The sequence below is a fragment of the Affinundibacterium danionis genome (genome assembly GCF_042432465.1).
Lineage (GTDB): Bacteria > Pseudomonadota > Gammaproteobacteria > Burkholderiales > Burkholderiaceae_D > Undibacterium > Undibacterium danionis.
The window spans coordinates 271,989-289,140 of sequence record NZ_JBHLXJ010000016.1; the positions used below are offsets into that span (position 1 = coordinate 271,989).

19 protein-coding genes are annotated in these 17,152 nt (G+C 45.7%); 5 read left to right on the top strand and 14 right to left on the bottom strand.

What is annotated here, in order from left to right:
• The first annotated feature begins 109 nt into the window (after nucleotides 1–109).
• From ACFFJH_RS15695 to ACFFJH_RS15715, 5 genes are all read left to right on the top strand, one after another.
• On the top strand, nucleotides 110–511 hold the full coding sequence (locus tag ACFFJH_RS15695; RefSeq protein WP_390213875.1) for a rhodanese-like domain-containing protein: 402 nt from the start codon (nucleotides 110–112) through the stop codon (nucleotides 509–511).
• Between the two features lie 10 nt (nucleotides 512–521).
• Nucleotides 522–785: a glutaredoxin 3 gene (gene grxC, locus ACFFJH_RS15700; protein WP_390213876.1), complete on the top strand. Its 264-nt coding sequence runs from the start codon at nucleotides 522–524 to the stop codon at nucleotides 783–785.
• Between the two features lie 203 nt (nucleotides 786–988).
• Nucleotides 989–1,480, top strand: coding sequence for a protein-export chaperone SecB (gene secB / locus ACFFJH_RS15705; RefSeq protein ID WP_390213877.1), 492 nt, complete (start codon nucleotides 989–991; stop codon nucleotides 1,478–1,480).
• Nucleotides 1,481–1,563: 83 nt separating this feature from the next.
• Nucleotides 1,564–2,016, top strand: a complete 453-nt coding sequence (locus ACFFJH_RS15710; RefSeq protein WP_390213878.1) for an SH3 domain-containing protein — start codon at nucleotides 1,564–1,566, stop codon at nucleotides 2,014–2,016.
• 121 nt (nucleotides 2,017–2,137) lie between these two features.
• Complete coding sequence (locus ACFFJH_RS15715) at nucleotides 2,138–3,145, top strand: NAD(P)H-dependent glycerol-3-phosphate dehydrogenase (RefSeq protein ID WP_390213879.1); 1,008 nt, start codon at nucleotides 2,138–2,140, stop codon at nucleotides 3,143–3,145.
• A gap of 28 nt (nucleotides 3,146–3,173) precedes the next feature.
• Here the strand turns inward: ACFFJH_RS15715 and ACFFJH_RS15720 are convergent, their stop codons facing one another.
• From ACFFJH_RS15720 to ACFFJH_RS15785, 14 genes are all read right to left on the bottom strand, one after another.
• Nucleotides 3,174–3,380: a hypothetical protein gene (locus tag ACFFJH_RS15720; RefSeq protein WP_390213880.1), complete on the bottom strand. Its 207-nt coding sequence runs from the start codon at nucleotides 3,378–3,380 to the stop codon at nucleotides 3,174–3,176.
• Between the two features lie 63 nt (nucleotides 3,381–3,443).
• Complete coding sequence (locus ACFFJH_RS15725) at nucleotides 3,444–3,638, bottom strand: hypothetical protein (protein ID WP_390213881.1); 195 nt, start codon at nucleotides 3,636–3,638, stop codon at nucleotides 3,444–3,446.
• A 70-nt stretch (nucleotides 3,639–3,708) separates the two neighbouring features.
• Nucleotides 3,709–5,055 carry an ATP-dependent protease ATPase subunit HslU gene (gene hslU / locus ACFFJH_RS15730; protein WP_390213920.1) on the bottom strand — a complete coding sequence of 449 codons (1,347 nt, stop codon included), beginning with the start codon at nucleotides 5,053–5,055 and terminating at the stop codon, nucleotides 3,709–3,711.
• A 134-nt stretch (nucleotides 5,056–5,189) separates the two neighbouring features.
• Nucleotides 5,190–5,726 (bottom strand): ATP-dependent protease subunit HslV, encoded by a 537-nt coding sequence (gene hslV, locus ACFFJH_RS15735; RefSeq protein WP_390213882.1) that lies wholly within the window; start codon nucleotides 5,724–5,726, stop codon nucleotides 5,190–5,192.
• Between the two features lie 186 nt (nucleotides 5,727–5,912).
• Complete coding sequence (locus ACFFJH_RS15740) at nucleotides 5,913–7,289, bottom strand: hypothetical protein (protein ID WP_390213883.1); 1,377 nt, start codon at nucleotides 7,287–7,289, stop codon at nucleotides 5,913–5,915.
• 346 nt (nucleotides 7,290–7,635) lie between these two features.
• Nucleotides 7,636–9,633, bottom strand: coding sequence for a TonB-dependent receptor (locus tag ACFFJH_RS15745; protein ID WP_390213884.1), 1,998 nt, complete (start codon nucleotides 9,631–9,633; stop codon nucleotides 7,636–7,638).
• Between the two features lie 159 nt (nucleotides 9,634–9,792).
• On the bottom strand, nucleotides 9,793–10,143 hold the full coding sequence (locus tag ACFFJH_RS15750; RefSeq protein ID WP_390213885.1) for a hypothetical protein: 351 nt from the start codon (nucleotides 10,141–10,143) through the stop codon (nucleotides 9,793–9,795).
• A gap of 183 nt (nucleotides 10,144–10,326) precedes the next feature.
• The gene (gene dksA, locus ACFFJH_RS15755; protein WP_390213886.1) at nucleotides 10,327–10,782 is read right to left on the bottom strand and encodes an RNA polymerase-binding protein DksA; all 456 of its coding nucleotides are present in this window, start codon (nucleotides 10,780–10,782) and stop codon (nucleotides 10,327–10,329) included.
• A gap of 177 nt (nucleotides 10,783–10,959) precedes the next feature.
• The gene (locus ACFFJH_RS15760) at nucleotides 10,960–12,024 is read right to left on the bottom strand and encodes a CobW family GTP-binding protein (protein ID WP_390213887.1); all 1,065 of its coding nucleotides are present in this window, start codon (nucleotides 12,022–12,024) and stop codon (nucleotides 10,960–10,962) included.
• A 47-nt stretch (nucleotides 12,025–12,071) separates the two neighbouring features.
• Entirely contained in the window at nucleotides 12,072–12,626 is a 555-nt protein-coding gene (locus ACFFJH_RS15765) for a Fur family transcriptional regulator (protein ID WP_390213888.1), read from the bottom strand.
• A 66-nt stretch (nucleotides 12,627–12,692) separates the two neighbouring features.
• Nucleotides 12,693–13,619, bottom strand: a complete 927-nt coding sequence (xerC, locus tag ACFFJH_RS15770) for a tyrosine recombinase XerC (protein WP_390213889.1) — start codon at nucleotides 13,617–13,619, stop codon at nucleotides 12,693–12,695.
• A 4-nt stretch (nucleotides 13,620–13,623) separates the two neighbouring features.
• Nucleotides 13,624–14,283, bottom strand: a complete 660-nt coding sequence (locus ACFFJH_RS15775; protein ID WP_390213890.1) for a DUF484 family protein — start codon at nucleotides 14,281–14,283, stop codon at nucleotides 13,624–13,626.
• 99 nt (nucleotides 14,284–14,382) lie between these two features.
• Nucleotides 14,383–15,234 (bottom strand): diaminopimelate epimerase, encoded by an 852-nt coding sequence (dapF, locus tag ACFFJH_RS15780; protein WP_390213891.1) that lies wholly within the window; start codon nucleotides 15,232–15,234, stop codon nucleotides 14,383–14,385.
• Between the two features lie 127 nt (nucleotides 15,235–15,361).
• Nucleotides 15,362–17,017: a methyl-accepting chemotaxis protein gene (locus tag ACFFJH_RS15785; RefSeq protein WP_390213892.1), complete on the bottom strand. Its 1,656-nt coding sequence runs from the start codon at nucleotides 17,015–17,017 to the stop codon at nucleotides 15,362–15,364.
• Nucleotides 17,018–17,152: the final 135 nt, after the last annotated feature.

Consider the following 17,152-nt stretch of genomic DNA (forward strand, 5'->3'; position numbering starts at 1 on the left):
AAGATGATTCAGTAGGAATTTCAATCAGTTCAAAACTAAATTCCCCATCTATTTTATAATGAGGTGCTTGTCTTTAACCACTTATAACCATTCTTAACACGGGAAAACTGTGAATTTCATTAGCGACAATCTATTTCTGCTTACTATCGCCATCATTTCTGGCGGTGCTTTGTTACTTCCTAGCCTGCAAAGACGCGGTGCGAGACTGACGCAATTACAAGCAACGCAAAAGATCAATCAAGGCAAAACTTTAGTCTTAGATGTGCGTAGCGCAGAAGAATTTGCCAGCGGCCACTTAGCCAATGCGAAGAACATACCTTTAAATGAACTCGAATCGCGCCTTAAGGAAATCGAAAAATCCAAAGCCCATACCGTCATTGCGGTCTGCGCCAGCGGCGTACGTTCGAGTAGTGCGGTAGCTATTTTGAATAAAGCAGGATTTGAACAAGCGTTTAGTTTAGACGGTGGCGTTGCGGCTTGGCAGTCGCAAGGTTTGCCTACAGTTAAATAAGGGAGTTGTTATGAGTGCCCATGTTGTTATGTATTCCACCGCGGTTTGTCCCTACTGTGTCATGGCGGAACGCCTGTTAAAAGCCAAAGGCGTGGCCGATATAGAAAAAGTGCGGGTCGATCTCGATCCTGCTGTGCGTGAAGCGATGATGCAAAAAACCGGACGCCGCACCGTGCCACAAATTTACATTGGGGAAACACATGTTGGTGGTTTCGATGATTTATCGGCTTTAGATCGCGCTGGCAAGCTCGATTCTTTGTTAAATCCAACATAAACTGCAGTGCACAAGCGGCTTTGATTGCGGTTTTTTGGTCTCACTTGCTACAATAGAAGACTGATTCTGTTTCGCCGTCTTGAAATCAGCAAACTGACTCAACATCAAAGCGAAACAGAATGGGGCTTGAATCTTGGTTTTTTGTCCCTATGTAAGTAGCTCGCTGTTCACAATCAATTTATAGAATTTAAAGAAAGTCTCACATGTCCGACCAAAATTTGCAGCCAATTTTCCAAATTCAACGCGTTTATCTGAAAGATTTATCGCTCGAACAACCAAATTCTCCAGCGATCTTCTTAGAACAAGATGCACCTAGCGTTGAAGTAACTTTAGACGTAGCGGCTGAACCATTGGCTGAAGGCATCGTTGAGTCCACAGTCACTGTGACAGTCACAGCGAAAATCAAGGACAAAGTAGCGTTCTTAGTAGAAGCAAAACAAGCAGGTATTTTCGAAGCACGCAATATTCCACAAGAGCAAATGGATCCATTGTTAGGCATAGGTTGCCCAAACATTATCTATCCATACCTGCGTTCCAATATCGCTGATGCGATTTCCCGCGCTGGTTTCCCTCCAATTCATTTGACAGAAATCAACTTCGAAGCATTCTACCAACAACGTTTAGCAAATATGGCTGAGCAAGCTGCATTGGCAGCAGATGCTGGTACAACAGAAGCAGCTGCAACAACGCACTAATTGTTTGACCGACCCATTGCTCTTATTTTAGGAGTAATGGGTTTTTCTTTTATTTAGTTTCGACTTCATCCTAGGGTTACGCGATGCGCCTTATTTCCAGACTTTCTCTACTGGCATTATTAGGATTAAGTTCAGTCTCCGGTCTATCCCACGCCTTAGAATTCCGCTCGGTCGGCGCTACGCCCATCATCATGTATGACGCACCTTCTGCACGTGGTATGAAAATTTATGTCGCGCCAGCAGGCATGCCAGTTGAAGTGATCTTGACCTCTGGTGCCTGGTGTCGGGTACGTGATGCCCAAGGTGATTTAAGTTGGGTAGAAGCCAAAGATCTGGTAACACGCCGCAATCTAATCGTCAAAGTACCAACTGCTCGCATACGTGCCACAGCCGAAGAATCGGCAACGATGGTATTTAGTGCGGACAAGAATGTTTTATTGGAAATGGCAGAACCAGCCAATGGTCTGTGGGTGAAGGTAAAACACAGAGATGGACAAACAGGTTATGTCAGAACGGCTGATGTGTGGGGTTTGTAACATCGCACAGAGATACAAAAAATTAAGGACATCGTAGTGTCCTTTTTTTATGTCAGCCATCGGAACTAGCTAAGCAACATATCAAACCAATTCGGCGACAACGAAATTAAGCAGATCAATTATGAATATTACCGTTCTGGGTGCGGGTGCATGGGGCACGGCATTAGCGATTTCACTCGCAGCAAAAAATAATGTTTTACTGTGGGGACGCAATCAGCTCGCGATGCAAAATGCGCAAACCCTACGTGAAAATCAACTGTACTTACCAGGATTTCAGCTACCTGCCTCACTCCAGATAAGCGCAGATTTTGATGGCGCACTAAAGCACGTGGTCAATGCGAATTCAGAGGATAGCTTGTTGATCATCGCCAGTGCCGTGGCGGGTCTGCGTCCCATTTTAAAACAATGTGCAAGCTATCCTTTACGCAATGTAGTCTGGTTATGTAAAGGCTTTGAAGAAAATACACGTCTTTTACCGCATCAGGTGGTGAAACAAGAGCTAGGCGAGCAGATATTGGCTGGAGCGCTGTCGGGGCCTTCTTTTGCACAGGAAGTAGCACAAGGTCTGCCGTGCGCCCTAACCATTGCGTCTTCATCAACTGCGCTATGCCAATTAGTAGTGAAAGCGGCACACAGCCCTAATTTACGGGTGTACTCTAGCGACGATGTGATCGGTGTAGAAGTCGGCGGGGCAGTCAAAAACATACTGGCGATTGCGACTGGCGTTGCAGATGGCTTGGGTCTGGGTTTAAATGCGCGCGCAGCCTTGATGACACGTGGTTTGGCTGAGATCAGCCGACTCTGTGGCGCACTCGGTGGACGGCAAGAAACGCTAATGGGCTTAACCGGTGTCGGTGACTTAATTCTTACTTGCACGGGTAATTTATCGCGCAATCGCAAAGTTGGACTGGCTTTGGCAGAAGGCAAGTCTTTGGGAACTATTATTCAAGAGCTAGGCCATGTCGCCGAAGGCGTACGTTGCGCGCAGGCAGTCAAAGCACTAGCCATGGAACTGAATATAGAAATGCCGATTACCCAAGCGGTGGCAGGTGTTTTGTTTGAAAATGTGGCGACGCGAGATATGATAGAACGACTATTATCTCGCAATGCGAAGATCGAATCGGACTAGATGTCCTAGTTGATCAATTCAGTCAGCACTAATACAGTGGGTAATCATTACGAATGACCCGAGCGATCACCGGGTCAGGTACATTTTTTTCACGCAAAAAAGAAATTGCTTTGATCGCGCCAAACGATTCGGCGTAAAACATACCTAAATCAACCAGCATACGCGTAACAAAATCGCGTCTCCGGTGCGGATAGCGATATTTGTATAAATGCTTACGTTTTCTGCAGCCTGACATTAAAAACCCCGCATAGACACCTTTTATAAGCTTGATTGCGTTCAAGCAATACTATTCCTAAGTTTAATCCGCTTCTCCATCGGTTGGCAATTTTTTTAGCGCTTGCTTGTGTGCCTGTCGTAATACGGCACTAGTTTTCCTATGGCTACCGGCACCGCTACGCTTGGCCAAAGCGGCCATAGGATTACGAGGTTTGGCTTGAGCAGGCTCGATTCGGAACACCAGTTTTTGGCGTGTGCCACTACTTTTATTCGCCATCCAGCCACTCCCTTATTTTGTGCTCTGAAAATTACAGTACTGCGCTACAGCACCGCACTACAGGACATTACTACAACACATAGCGAGACAAGTCTTCATCCACCGACAATGCCTGCAGACGTTGCTCAACATAGGCAGCATCGATCAAGACCGTTTTTCCACTATTCTGATGAGCATCGAAGGAGATTTCTTCCAGCAATTTTTCCATCACCGTGTATAAACGACGGGCACCAATGTTCTCGGTGGTTTCATTGACAGAATAAGCAATTCCCGCCAAGCGCTGTATGCCCTCAGGGGAAAACTCTATTTTTACACCTTCGGTTGCTAAAAGCGCTTCATATTGACGCGTCAGGCAAGCGTCTGTGCTAGTTAAAATGCATTCAAAATCTGCGATAGAAAGCGACTCTAGTTCGACTCGAATCGGAAAACGTCCTTGCAATTCAGGTATCAGGTCAGACGGTTTAGCAAAATGGAAAGCGCCAGAAGCGATAAACAAAATATGATCGGTTTTGATCATACCGAACTTGGTATTAACCGTAGTACCTTCTACCAGTGGCAGTAAGTCACGTTGCACACCAGCCCGTGAAACCTCGGCACTACCAGCCTCAGAACGAGACGCGATTTTGTCGATTTCGTCTAGAAAAACAATACCATTTTGCTCTACGTTCTTGATAGCATCTTGCTTTAGCTCTTCTTCATTAATCAGCTTCGCGGCTTCTTCCTCTATCATCAACTTCAATGCATCTTTAATCTTCAAGCGACGCGCTTTTTTACGTCCAGCACCTGCTCCTGAAAACATCGATTTAATTTGCTCGGTCATTTCTTCCATGCCGGGCGGTGCCATAATCTCCATCTGAGGCGCAGCCTCAGCGACGTCAATCTCTATTTCTTTATCGTCTAGACTACCTTCACGCAGACGCTTTCTGAAAATTTGACGCGTTGCATTGTCACCATCGCTGCCATTACGCTCTACTTGGGCATCCTGACCGATACCAAAATCACGAACTGGCGGCAATAACACATCCAAAATGCGATCTTCTGCCGCATCCTCTGCACGCGCCCTGACTTTGCGCATGGCGGACTCGCGGGTTTGTTTAATACCGATATCAATCAAATCACGGATAATCGTATCAACGTCGCGCCCTACATAACCGACTTCGGTAAATTTGGTCGCTTCAATTTTGATAAATGGCGCATCGGCTAATTTTGCTAAGCGTCGGGCAATTTCAGTTTTACCAACACCTGTGGGGCCTATCATCAGAATATTTTTAGGCGTGATCTCATAACGCAAAGGCTCAGCTACTTGCTGACGGCGCCAGCGGTTACGCAATGCAATCGCAACGGCACGTTTAGCTTTATCCTGCCCAACGACATGCTTATCTAATTCAGAAACAATTTCCTGTGGCGTCATATTCATCATAGCTATCTCAATTCTTCACTTTATCTTTACGATACTTCTACATTTCATTCTTTGACTGAGCTGGTTCTTTTCCAAACTCGTCTACAGTCATTGGTGCATTCATTGCTACAATCGTTCCTGCAATCTCGGCATCACTCCAGAGTCTCTATCGTGTGCGAAAGATTGGTGTAAATGCAGAGCTCACCAGCAATCGTCAAAGATTTCTTCACGATATCCACAGGAGATAATTCAGTATTCTCGAATAAGGCAATCGCCGCCGATTGGGCAAACGTACCGCCCGAACCAATCGCACCAATACCATTATTCGGCTCCAATACATCACCGTTACCGGTAATCACCAAAGTACTGTCTTTATCTGCCACTAATAGCATAGCTTCCAAACGGCGCAACATACGATCTGTACGCCAATCTTTTGCCAATTCAACTGAAGCGCGCATCAAATGTCCTTGATGTTTTTCCAATTTGGATTCGAAGCGCTCAATTAAGGTAAAAGCGTCGGCAGTTCCTCCCGCAAACCCAGCCAATACTTTATTGTGATACAACTTACGCACTTTGCGCGCAGTACCCTTCATGACAATATTGCCTAAGGTAACTTGACCGTCACCGCCTAAAGCCACCACATTACCGCGACGAACTGTCAAGATTGTGGTGCCGTGAAATTGTTCCATATGGTCCTCATGTGTTATAGCTCGCTAGGCCTCAATTCGTGCATAGCGACGCGCTCTGATACGGTAAAACGACGTACTTAGCCACGGTGGCATTTTGACCAACGTCGCATTCCGCGAGATGGTTGCGCTCAGAAGTACAGAAATGGGGTGATTTTTGCCGATTGCAAGACGGCCCGGCGATAAGAATTATGACTGCTTACGAGGAACAATGGCGGCAATGTTTTTAAGGCCCATGGCATTAAACAGATGCATCACCAAGTAGTTCACTTCATTAAATTGTATGGATTTTCCTTTGGTGCCCGAAATAGGTACCAAACCATTCAATAGTTGTGCCGAAGCACCGAACTCTACGCGCTCTAATTGCGAGCAATCAAGAATCACCAAGTCGTGGGACTTAGCAAATTCAGTGATTTCTTTGACCAATGCCTCCGTACTACCTTCTATCACTTTTGGCATCATGAAGCGATTCGTCTGCTCTTGGGGTACTTCCTCAACAATTTCTGGAGCAGCCGTCGTCACTTTGCTGGTGGGAGCCTCAAATGCAGGCGGTGAGACCTCGAAGGTCACACAATAGTCGATACTCGCCTCTTCGAAGGCTTCTTTCAATTGCAGCAATTGCAGAATTTCCATCAACAGCAGCCAAGGCGCTTCTGTTTCGTCACGTCGACCCACTTCCAGAATGGAACGAATTTGCTCGGTTAAATTATGTGCGGCCACTACCACCAAATCATGTTTGGTTTTTTTCAGGTTACGCATCGCACGTAGCAATAAACCACAACCAACTGGGTCGACCGTTTTAACTCGTCCAAAATCTAGCTTTAATACTTTACTCTTCTCACTGAAGGTATTTAACTTTTGCAACAATTTGATAATCTCACCATCTAATTGTGCAGGGAAACTCACGGTCGGGATGGCGCCTTCGAGCTTACTCTCTTCAACATCATCCATCAAAACTTCGGAGCTATGCCAAACGGGTGGTGATGTTTCATATTTACCCGCATAATCGAGCGATAGGCTTTCAAATGCATATTGATTTTGCTCGATCTGATAAAGATCAAACAACATAAACCAAGCTAAAGGCGCCGCATTACCAAGATTATCCAGATCGATAGCGCTTCTCAACATGTGCTCAGCAACTTTCACCTGACCAGTAGCAAACAAAATCGCAGCTTCTTCTAACAGAGGAACTGATTCAATTTGTCCAACGCCACCAGCGTGCATCTCCGTTGTACCTAACAAAAGCTCTGTGGTAGGCATGCTTAAAGCCACGGTACTTTGAAAGTCCGTGGCTATAAAATCAGTATGGAATTGATTTGGCTCTGTGCGCTTTAAGCCTTCAGCCGCCACTACTTTTGGCGGTGCCGATTTAGGACGGCCCATGTCGCGCGACATTTCAAATTCTATCGCGTCTATCTTACGTTCTGTGGCGCGGGCGATATGCTTCTTTTCGGTTAAAGAATGCGTCAAAGCATCGTCATCTTGGGCTTTGCCAATGACGGTATTTTGCGATCTTGATCGAGTTTTCTTGGAAACAGGTTTCTCGGAGTTTGTCTCCGTTCGCACCGGTTTCTTACCGAAAAGCTTAAAAATCCCCACAGCAACCTATCGTATTATCAAAAAGATTATTCTATCATTACATTTCATTACACATGAATACTTAAATATACTTATTCATGTGCAACTTACTATGCTTTCTAGTATAGACGGAATTCAACATTTTTTGCTCATTTACTCTGGGTCTCAGACAGATTAAATCAATAAAATTTGTCACGTCTTGTAACATTTTCTGTAAAACATAAAAAAATCCCATGTGAAAATTTCATTTCAATGCACATTTAATGATGAAATAAAATAGTCTTACCATCATCAAATGCGCACGCTAAGGCTTCAATTTTATCGAGACTCTCTATCAGAAACTGGCTCGCACACCAACAATTAAACCGCGCATGGCTTGCGGCACACTCTCTTTTAAGACGGAAGTAGCGAGGCGAATATCTTGATTGAGCAGATTCTTTACCTGCGCAAACCAAGTTAGTTGGGCGTTCATATAAGGATGCGTATAAGTCACATTAACATCAACTTTAGTGAAAGCAGGTGTAACAAAACTTTCTGAAGCGGCCAGACGATCTTGTCGTTGTGCATGCAAAATGCTGAGCGTATTACGCCATCCCGCGTGACGATAACCAAAATCTAGGCCAACACGATTCGCTGGTTGCAAAGGCAATACGCCACGCTGATCCAAACTACCGCGCGAGGTATCCGCAAACGTACGGAACGAGAAGCCCTCACCCAACTGGTTGTAAGCAAGCTCGGCTTCGCCACCACGGATGGTAGCAGCAGCTTGCTTCCAAAAGCGTTGCGTGAACTCCCCCTCAACATCATGTTCACCTTCTTCATTTACTTGCAAACCATTGATCTCACCGTACACATAATTATTAACTTTGTTAATGAAAAGATTGACCTTACCATGCCACAGACCACTAGTTTTTTGTATGGCAAATTCGAAATTTTTAGAATTCTCGGTCTTTAAATGATGGTCGCCAATATCGAAAGTTTTAGTCGATTCATGTGGCCCATCGGAATACAATTCTTCAGTGGTTGGCGCACGTTGCGCTGACGACAAACTACTCACCAAAGCATAGCCATCGCCGAATGGCAACATGGCACCGAGCGAGAATGAATGTAAATTAAATTTGCGTTGCGGTAGTTGAAATTGTGCTTCAGGCTGACGCTCTACATTCTCAAAACGAGCACCACCGCTGGCAATCACGGTGCCAAAGTTCTTCTGCTCAACGATAAAGATCGCGTTAGAAGTAGAACGTGTTGTTGGCACCGTGTCGGCGCGTCCAGTACTTGCAGCCAGTGCAGAGAAGTTGGTATTTTCGGTTTGAATACCAACACTACCTTCCCATCCATTCCAATTAGCATGCGATAAGGTCGCGCGTGTTTCCAATGCGCGATTTTTAAAATTAGTCACTGGCGTGCCATCCGGCATTTTTTCGGTATGGGAATAATCAGTTGCTCCCAGCTTGAATTTAAACGCATCAAAAATCAAAAACGGTCGATACACCGCTGCATCAATGTCATAACGTGTCTGTTGTAAATCAATAAATGAGCGCTCGTCAGTGGGGATGCCATAGCTATCCGACATATCTTGAATAGATGCGCCAAGATGTCCCCAAGACTGAATCAAGGACGCGCCAAAACCCAAACTACGTTCACGAGTAAAGCTAGACGGCAAGCGATCTTTGATGCCACTTTGCGCAGACGCATCGGCATAACCCGGAATTTTGTAGTCATCCGTATTTCGATGATTACCATCAAAATGCAAAGCGATATCATCAACTGATCCATCTAGAAAGAATGAGGCACTTTTCTCAGCATTAACGCTGGCATATTTTATTTCTGCTTCGCCGTTCAATTGCTTACTAATACTAGTTGGAATACGTCCATCCACCACGTTGACCAAACCACCAATCGCACCACTGCCGTATAACAAAGCGGCAGGGCCACGCAAAATTTCTATCTGCTGAGAACTTGCTGTTTCGCTCGCCACTGCGTGGTCATTCGACAAACCAGAAACGTCTGCCACCGTCATACCGTTTTGCAAAATCTTGACGCGTGGCCCTTCTAAACCACGAATAATCGGACGCGATGCACCTGCGCCAAAACCTGATGCACTCACACCCAATTCGCTGCCTAAAGTTTCACCCAAAGAGCTGCCGATTTTTGAACGCAATTCAGAACCAGATAAAACTTTAGTCGGACTCAAAATTTGCATGGTCTCGTCTTTGCCGAGAGGATTAGCGGAAACCGTAACAACAGTGGATGATGTTTGAGCAAAAGCGCTAATAGGAGCGAAAGCTGCGCACACAGCGCATGCCAAAATACTGCGTTTTAAAGACATGATGATTCCTGAAAATTGAATAGTAATTAGTGAATAAGCTCGCTACAGCAAGGTGGTAGCAATGCATAAGTACTTTTCATTGACGCCATGAATAGCCCATCAGAGTCAGAAAATGAGCTGAATCATCATTTCTAACTGAAGTAGGCAATAGCGAATGAACTAGGCAAGATTCAGGATAGGAGGAGCACGCGATAAAAATGGCAGACGTAAAGAAGCCAGCCAGATAATTTGAAGTGAGCGATACGATGACTCGTTCGCCAGAAGTTTGGGTACGGTTAAGCTAAAACTATGCTGCAAGCAATCGGTGATACTAGCAGCGTCAACTAATAAACAAGAATGTAGACTGTTGTCTGCGGTATTCGATAATTTCTGTATGCCGACATAATGATGGCCATCAGATGCCAGCGACAACACCTCGCCTGTGACCGTACTAATATGCGACATACGATGGGCAAACCCTAGCCACTGCGCCGACAATAGCACTAGCAACATGGCCCATAACAGGATCATGCCTTTTAAGCGTCTATTATTGAAGTAGCGCACATGCATAGAAATCGGGATCGTAAAATTCAGCTGAGTTCAATTTGACCAAAGTATTGCAACAAAGTTGCAAGCTCCTACAATAAAAAATGCGCAGTGAAATCTCTGCGCATTGATCTAGTCCGGCCAAATCGTCTAAGGATTGATTAAAAATCAATCCCCGTACAATTTTTGCTTCAATTCGCGACGTTGCTGTGCTTCTAAAGAAAGCGTCGCAGTTGGTCTTGCCATTAAACGCGGAACGCCAATAGGTTCGCCCGTTTCTTCGCACCAACCGTATTCACCGGCATCGATTGCAGCAATGGATTGCTGCACTTTGCGCAATAATTTACGCTCACGGTCACGGGTACGCAACTCTAAAGAATGCTCTTCTTCAATGGTCGCGCGATCTGCTGGATCTGGTACCAATACCGTTTCACGCAAATGCTCAGTCGTTTCGTCGGCATTCTTCAGCAAATCTTTTTCAAGTTGTTGCAGACGGGCTTTGAAAAACGCCAGTTGCGCGTCGTTCATATAGTCCTTCTCACCCATTTTCAAGATTTCTTCATCGGTGAGTAGAGCTGCAGGTGCACTGACAGGTGCAGTTGATTTAGATGATTTAGTTGCCACTTCGCTTACTTTCGATACAACAGGTTGATATACGCAAGTTGAGATTAACGCTCTTCTGATTGGAGTGTTATAGCCCGACTTCCCCTCAAGGACAAGTATAGTATTTGCTTGTTCCGCATTCAAATCTATTGAATTGACACAGCAATAACATGGGTTTCAATTCAATAGGGCGCTAGTTTATACCAAACATTGCTCCAAACCTTGAATAAAAATCTCTTTCGGTAAATTTTTACCAATAAAGACCATTTTGCTTTCTTTACTTTCATCGTCCTGCCATTTTCCTCCTATATCTGTCCCCATGATCTGGTGAACACCTTGGAAAATAACTTTACGATCGGCGTGTTCCATATACAACACTCCCTTATACCTTAACATGCGTGGACCATATACTTGTACTAATCCACCTAGAAAATAATCTAATTTTTCGGTATTAAATGGTCGTGTCGTCTTATACACAAACGCGGCGATATCGTCACTATGATGCGCATGATGATGGTCTTCATGCTCATGATCACAATGCTCACCACAACTGTCATGCTGGTGCCCATGCTCATGTTCGTTCTTATGTTCATGTTCATGCGCCTCAGCAGCCAAGAAATCTGGATCAAGCTCTAATTTGGCATTCAAATTAAAGCCCTTCAAATCCAATACCTCAGCAATCGCAACTTTGCCAAAATCAACAGGACAAATTGCCGCACGCGGATTAATTTTTACCAAACGACGTTTCAATTCCACCAATGCTTCAGCATCCACCAAATCTGTTTTGGAGATTAAAATTTTGTCCGCAAAACCGACTTGCCGCTGCGCTTCTTCATACTCATCAAGCTGAGTCATCGCATGCTTCGCATCAACCACGGTGACAACCGCATCGAGCATGTAATGCAAACCCACTTCTTCGTCGACAAAAAAGGTCTGTGCCACCGGCCCCGGGTTGGCTAAGCCTGTGGTTTCTATAATGATGCGGTCAAAGTGTAATTCACCCGCATTTCTTCTCTGCGTCAAAGTATTCAGTGCCACAATCAGATCGCCACGCACGGTGCAACAAATACAGCCGTTATTCATCTCGATAATTTGTTCGTTACTATCTTGTACCAGAATTTCATTATCAATATTTTCTTGGCCGAATTCGTTTTCGATGACGGCGATTTTATAGCCGTGTTGCTCTTGCAAAACGCGATTCAAGAGAGTGGTTTTACCAGCGCCGAGAAAGCCAGTCAGTATGGTAGTAGGAATTAATGCCATCGTATTCTGCCGTGAAATCAGTAATTAATCAGTATTGCGTAGTCAGCCTAAAGTGCATTGCAACGATCACACCAACCTTTGATAGTGAGTTCAATGTCATGACTTTGAAAACCTTTTAAGGCCGTGGACGCCAAGGTCACCTGCAATTGATCGCTAAGAGTGTCGTTGGCAGCAGGTTGCTCCAGACAAAAGACCTTGCTGCAACGTGTGCATTTAAAGTGAGCATGCTGATGTTGCACGGGATTGATGACCAGACTCTCTAGTGAGGCACCAACTATCACGTCTTCACTACCGGTACTAAAGCGAAACACTCTGTCATCACCGGTGATTTTATGGGCCAAACCAGCATCGGCCAAACAATCTAATGCACGATACAGCGTGACTCTATCCATTTGTGGCAAAGCATCTTGCATTTCGGTATGCGACATCGCACGATGCTGCGTCAAAAGAACACTCAAAACGTCCAATCTAGCTTGAGTGACCCGTAACTGTGCTGCCCGTAATTTATTTTCCGCCACAGTTAAAATACTGTGATTTGGCTGGCTAGCAGGCGATACTTGCCTAGCTTGTTCCGGTGAAAGATGGTCTGACTGCTTCTTCATCGCGCTACTCAAGCAAAGAAAGCCACATTATGCCTCAAATGCAATTGAGTTGCAAAAACAAGGCCATTATTTCTTTGCGCGGGGATGAGTGGCGTCATACACCTTGGCCAAATGCTGAAAATCTAAAGCGGTGTACACCTGAGTGGCGGCAATTGAGCTATGTCCCAACATCTCTTGGACGGCGCGCAAATCGCCTGACGATTGCAACATATGGGTTGCAAAAGAATGGCGCAGTACATGCGGATGCACATCACTGGGAATTCCCATCGTTTGCGCGTGCGCTTTCAGACGTAATTGCACCGAACGTACCGACATGCGTGCGCCACGTTCATTCAAAAACAAAGCGCGCGACTCTAATTTTACTAGGCCACCACGTACCGCCAACCAGTCTTGCAGAGCCGCTAAAGCCGGTTTTCCGACGGGTACGATTCTTTGTTTATTGCCTTTCCCCGTCACATGCACTTCGCCCTGACTGCTATCTACCCAAGCCAAACTAGTGTAGCTGGCATCACTAAAATCACGTACATCTAAGGCGACTAATTCTGAAACCCGCAGACCGCTGGAGTACAGTAATTCAAACATCGCCCGATTCGCCAAAGCAGTTGGCTGATCGCTGCCATGATGCGCGACCAAATGTACGGCATCATCAGCGCCCAAGGCTTTAGGTAAGGTTTTGGCTTTTTTGGGAGCTTTGACGCCCTCGACCGGATTGGCCGGCATCTCAATTTGCTCTGCCAGCCAACTATAAAAACCACGCCAACTCGATAACTTACGAGCGATGCTGCGTGGATTTAATTCCTTAGAATGCAATTGCGAGGTAAAGCGACGGACATCAAAATAGCTCAAGCTAGATAGAGCACGCGCTTGGGCAAAATCGACTAATTCCGCCAAATCCAGCGCATAACTGCTTAAGGTGTGAGGAGACAATTGGCGTTGTACACGCAGCACCTTCAGATAAGTATGAATCTGTTTGGCGTTATCCTGCGCGCTCATGGACTCAACAATCAATCATGCAACTAAGGGCAGCGCTGGCGGTATCGGCGATTTTGGTCAAAAAGTCGGTCGCCATCTCTTTGGTAAAACGACTGGCATCGGGCGAACCTAAGATCAAGAGTCCGAAAGTCAGGTCGTCTTCCGCCAAACGCAGCGGCAGCATCGCGACTGAGGTAATTGCCTCATCAGACTCTAACCAACTAGCAGCCTCAAAATCGTGATTTTGGCCGCAATAAGGTTTACTCAAACCTTTGGCAAATAATTGCACATCTTCACTGGCGGGTACCGCAAACCAAGTATGTTGCACATCCTCGGTCACGCTCCACAAACGTAAGGTGGCGTGTGGCAAATTGAATATGTCTTGCAAATTTTTCGTCAAAATATACGGTAAATCGACATCATTACGTGCCATGAGCAGGCTACGAGTCCAGGCTTGAAACTTAGCACTAATCGCATCGTTTTCTTGCGCTACTCGCATCAAATCCGATAAACGCAATTCTAAAACTTTGAGTTTTTCCCGAACGATTTCCATTTGCCTTTCCTGCAAAGAAATCGAACGCCCCATGACTGGACTTGTGAGCTTAATCTTCGCCAATAATTCAGCGTGTTCTTCAAAAAAGTGCGGGTGCTGGACTAGATAATCTGCAATATCGTTGGTATTCATTTTTTACTATGTTTAAATTCTGTATGGGTTGTAAAGCTAAGTGTAAAGCTAAGCGCATCAAAAACGTCCATGCTCTAAGCAAAATGTTGGCGCACCACTTTAAATCTCAATTTCGCCTTCAAACACACGCACGGCTGGGCCGCTAAGGAATACTGGCTGACCTTCACCCGCCCAAGCAATTTGCAAATCGCCACCATGCATTTTGACCTCAACGGGTGACTGCAATACACCACGACGTATGCCAGCAACGGCTGCCGCGCAAGCCCCCGTGCCGCACGCCAATGTCTCGCCAGCACCACGTTCATACACGCGTAATTGCACATGATGAACATCATTAATTTGCATAAACCCAGCATTCACGCGCTTTTCAAAACGCGGATGCAATTCAATTTGTGGGCCTTCGACCTGTACCGGATATTGCTCTACATCTTTCACGACTTGTACCGCATGTGGATTACCCATAGATACACAGGTAATTAGAGCTGTAGAGCCAGGCAAAGGCAGGCTCCAAACCGTTGCTAATGCTTCTTGATGCGAGTTTAAATCTTGCGTCTGAAATGCAGATGCCGAAGGATGGAAATCGGGAACGCCCATATTGACCGTAATTCGTCCATCCACCCCGACTTCAGGCTCAATCACGCCAGACATGGTTTGCACTCGGATTTTTGATTTATGGGTTAAACCTTGGTCGATCACAAAACGAACAAAAGCACGTGAGCCGTTACCACATTGTTCAACTTCACCACCATCGGCATTAAAGATACGATAACGGAAATCAATATCCGCAGAAGGCGCTGCTTCCACCACTAAAATTTGATCCGCACCAATACCAAAGCGGCGATCGGCAAGGGCGCGCCATTGCTCAGGCTTGAAGTCTATCGATTGGTTGATAGCGTCTATGACAATAAAATCATTGCCTGCGCCATGCATCTTGGTAAATTTGAGTTTCATGCCCAGATTATAACGCGATCATGGCAGTAGGGCAGTGCTAAAAAACCATAGCGATTAAGAAGAACTAAGACAGCCATTAGCCCAGAAAAGTGAATTTTTAGCATTGGTTCATCAATAATCAAAGCGATCAAACTGATTTATACACACCGCAACCTAAGACGATATCCTCGCTAATTCTTTCTATATAGGATGTTTTCCATTCGACACGATTTAATAAGGGATTTTCAATCGCATAATCAACCCAACCGCCCTTGGCTGGTAAATCAAACGCATCTTCAACCAATTTCTTGCCATCTAAACCGGGCACATTGAATAAATTAACGGATAACTTACTGCGATTTCCGGCAAAAGCACGATATTGACCACGCCGATCAAAGGCAAACACATACATATCCCGATCCGCATAAACCTTAGCCGCATCGACGGTAATTAACTCTAATACCCCCATGCCGTGCGTTTTAAAGAGGGCCATCGCTTTTTTGACCAGCGCATGCGCTTCATCCGCCGTTCCTTGACGCAAACGAAATGCGGAGACAACCGACGTCAACTTAGCAGCGCGAGCTTCTAATTCAGTAGAGGCCGATTTTGCATGCGCCGCCATTTCGGTGTTGCTCTTAGTGATTTCATCTAACTCTTGCACCGCCTGCGTAATTTGCAGTAAACCCTGACTTTGTTCACTAGACGCGGTGGAGATCGCATTAATGTCTCCAGCCAGATGACGTATGCCATCAACGATATCGCTCAAAGTTATATTCACCTGATGAATTTGCTCGACACCGGTTTCTACTCTTTGCACCGAATCATCAATTAAATGCCGGATCTGGCGCGCTGATTCGGCGGTGCGTTGAGCTAGACCACGAACTTCGTTCGCGACTACCGCAAATCCACGACCTTGCTCACCTGCGTGGGCGGCTTCGACTGCCGCATTTAAAGCCAGAATATCAGTTTGAAAAGCGATCTTATCAATCATGCTAACGATCTCATGCACTTTCAATGCACTGCTTTGTATGCCTTGCATGGTATCGACGGCAGAGCGCATGATTTCATTACCGGTTTCCGCTATTGAACGGACATTGGAGGCCAAGTTGTCCACGGATTTTGCCTTCACCGCATTTTCTCTGACCGTCAAATTCAGGGTATCTACCCGTTGCGAGGTGTCTAACAAACTGGTCGCCTGCTGTTCTGTGCGTTGCGCCATATCGCGAATTCCAGCTGACAACTCCTCGCCTAAGACCGCCACCATACTGGCATTGGTGCGCACATTAGCCACTAAGGCGGATAAATTAAAATTACCTTTATCCATAGCCTGCATGGTGTGCGCCAAATCATCGCGTCCGTGGACTTTTAGCTCTTTGGTTAAATCACCAGACGCCACCGCTTGCGCTGCATTTTTCAAATCGCCAATAGCGCTTTGTAAGTGCCGATAAAAACACCAGCTTAGATAAAAATTGAGGAATAATAAGAAAATCGTCGATAGAACGACCACGATCGCCATACGACGATGATAGCTGGCCTTTGTCTCTAAAAGCTTGATTTGCTCCACTACGGCAAGTGCGGGAGTAGTGGTTTGGGATTGCGACTGCGCCTTTAACGCCAGAGCCTCAGAAGCAGCGGTTTGTGCTTGATCATTGTAATGATTAAATAACAAGCAGCTAAACACGATCAAGAGTATCAATACGCCAGCCAGCATAGCGCTCAGCTTTGCCAACAAACCAAAGCGGCTCATGAATAAAAAACCAGGTCGCATCAAAGTTTGCGCGAGTGAATTAGAAGTCGTCCTCATATCGTCCCGTCCCCTGTTTTTTAATTGATCTTAGTAAGCCCCTAGTATCGCAGTGCGTCCATACAGGTGCGAAAGCACAAACCATCGCCTCTGCTATGTGGACAAGCAGGCTGCTGCTTGAGTTCCCTGCCATGC

Bases quoted from the DNA above. Each gene is read 5' to 3' on its own strand.
- secB (WP_390213877.1), top strand. From the start codon at position 989: ATGTCCGACCAAAATTTGCAGCCAATTTTCCAAATTCAACGCGTTTAT.
- ACFFJH_RS15785 (WP_390213892.1), bottom strand. From the start codon at position 17,017: ATGAGGACGACTTCTAATTCACTCGCGCAAACTTTGATGCGACCTGGT.
- ACFFJH_RS15710 (WP_390213878.1), top strand. From the start codon at position 1,564: ATGCGCCTTATTTCCAGACTTTCTCTACTGGCATTATTAGGATTAAGT.
- hslV (WP_390213882.1), bottom strand. From the start codon at position 5,726: ATGGAACAATTTCACGGCACCACAATCTTGACAGTTCGTCGCGGTAAT.
- ACFFJH_RS15715 (WP_390213879.1), top strand. From the start codon at position 2,138: ATGAATATTACCGTTCTGGGTGCGGGTGCATGGGGCACGGCATTAGCG.
- ACFFJH_RS15745 (WP_390213884.1), bottom strand. From the start codon at position 9,633: ATGTCTTTAAAACGCAGTATTTTGGCATGCGCTGTGTGCGCAGCTTTC.
- ACFFJH_RS15725 (WP_390213881.1), bottom strand. From the start codon at position 3,638: ATGGCGAATAAAAGTAGTGGCACACGCCAAAAACTGGTGTTCCGAATC.
- ACFFJH_RS15720 (WP_390213880.1), bottom strand. From the start codon at position 3,380: ATGTCAGGCTGCAGAAAACGTAAGCATTTATACAAATATCGCTATCCG.
- dapF (WP_390213891.1), bottom strand. From the start codon at position 15,234: ATGAAACTCAAATTTACCAAGATGCATGGCGCAGGCAATGATTTTATT.
- ACFFJH_RS15750 (WP_390213885.1), bottom strand. From the start codon at position 10,143: ATGATCCTGTTATGGGCCATGTTGCTAGTGCTATTGTCGGCGCAGTGG.
- hslU (WP_390213920.1), bottom strand. From the start codon at position 5,055: ATGAATATGACGCCACAGGAAATTGTTTCTGAATTAGATAAGCATGTC.
- ACFFJH_RS15760 (WP_390213887.1), bottom strand. From the start codon at position 12,024: ATGGCATTAATTCCTACTACCATACTGACTGGCTTTCTCGGCGCTGGT.
- ACFFJH_RS15775 (WP_390213890.1), bottom strand. From the start codon at position 14,283: ATGAATACCAACGATATTGCAGATTATCTAGTCCAGCACCCGCACTTT.
- grxC (WP_390213876.1), top strand. From the start codon at position 522: ATGAGTGCCCATGTTGTTATGTATTCCACCGCGGTTTGTCCCTACTGT.
- xerC (WP_390213889.1), bottom strand. From the start codon at position 13,619: ATGAGCGCGCAGGATAACGCCAAACAGATTCATACTTATCTGAAGGTG.
- ACFFJH_RS15765 (WP_390213888.1), bottom strand. From the start codon at position 12,626: ATGAAGAAGCAGTCAGACCATCTTTCACCGGAACAAGCTAGGCAAGTA.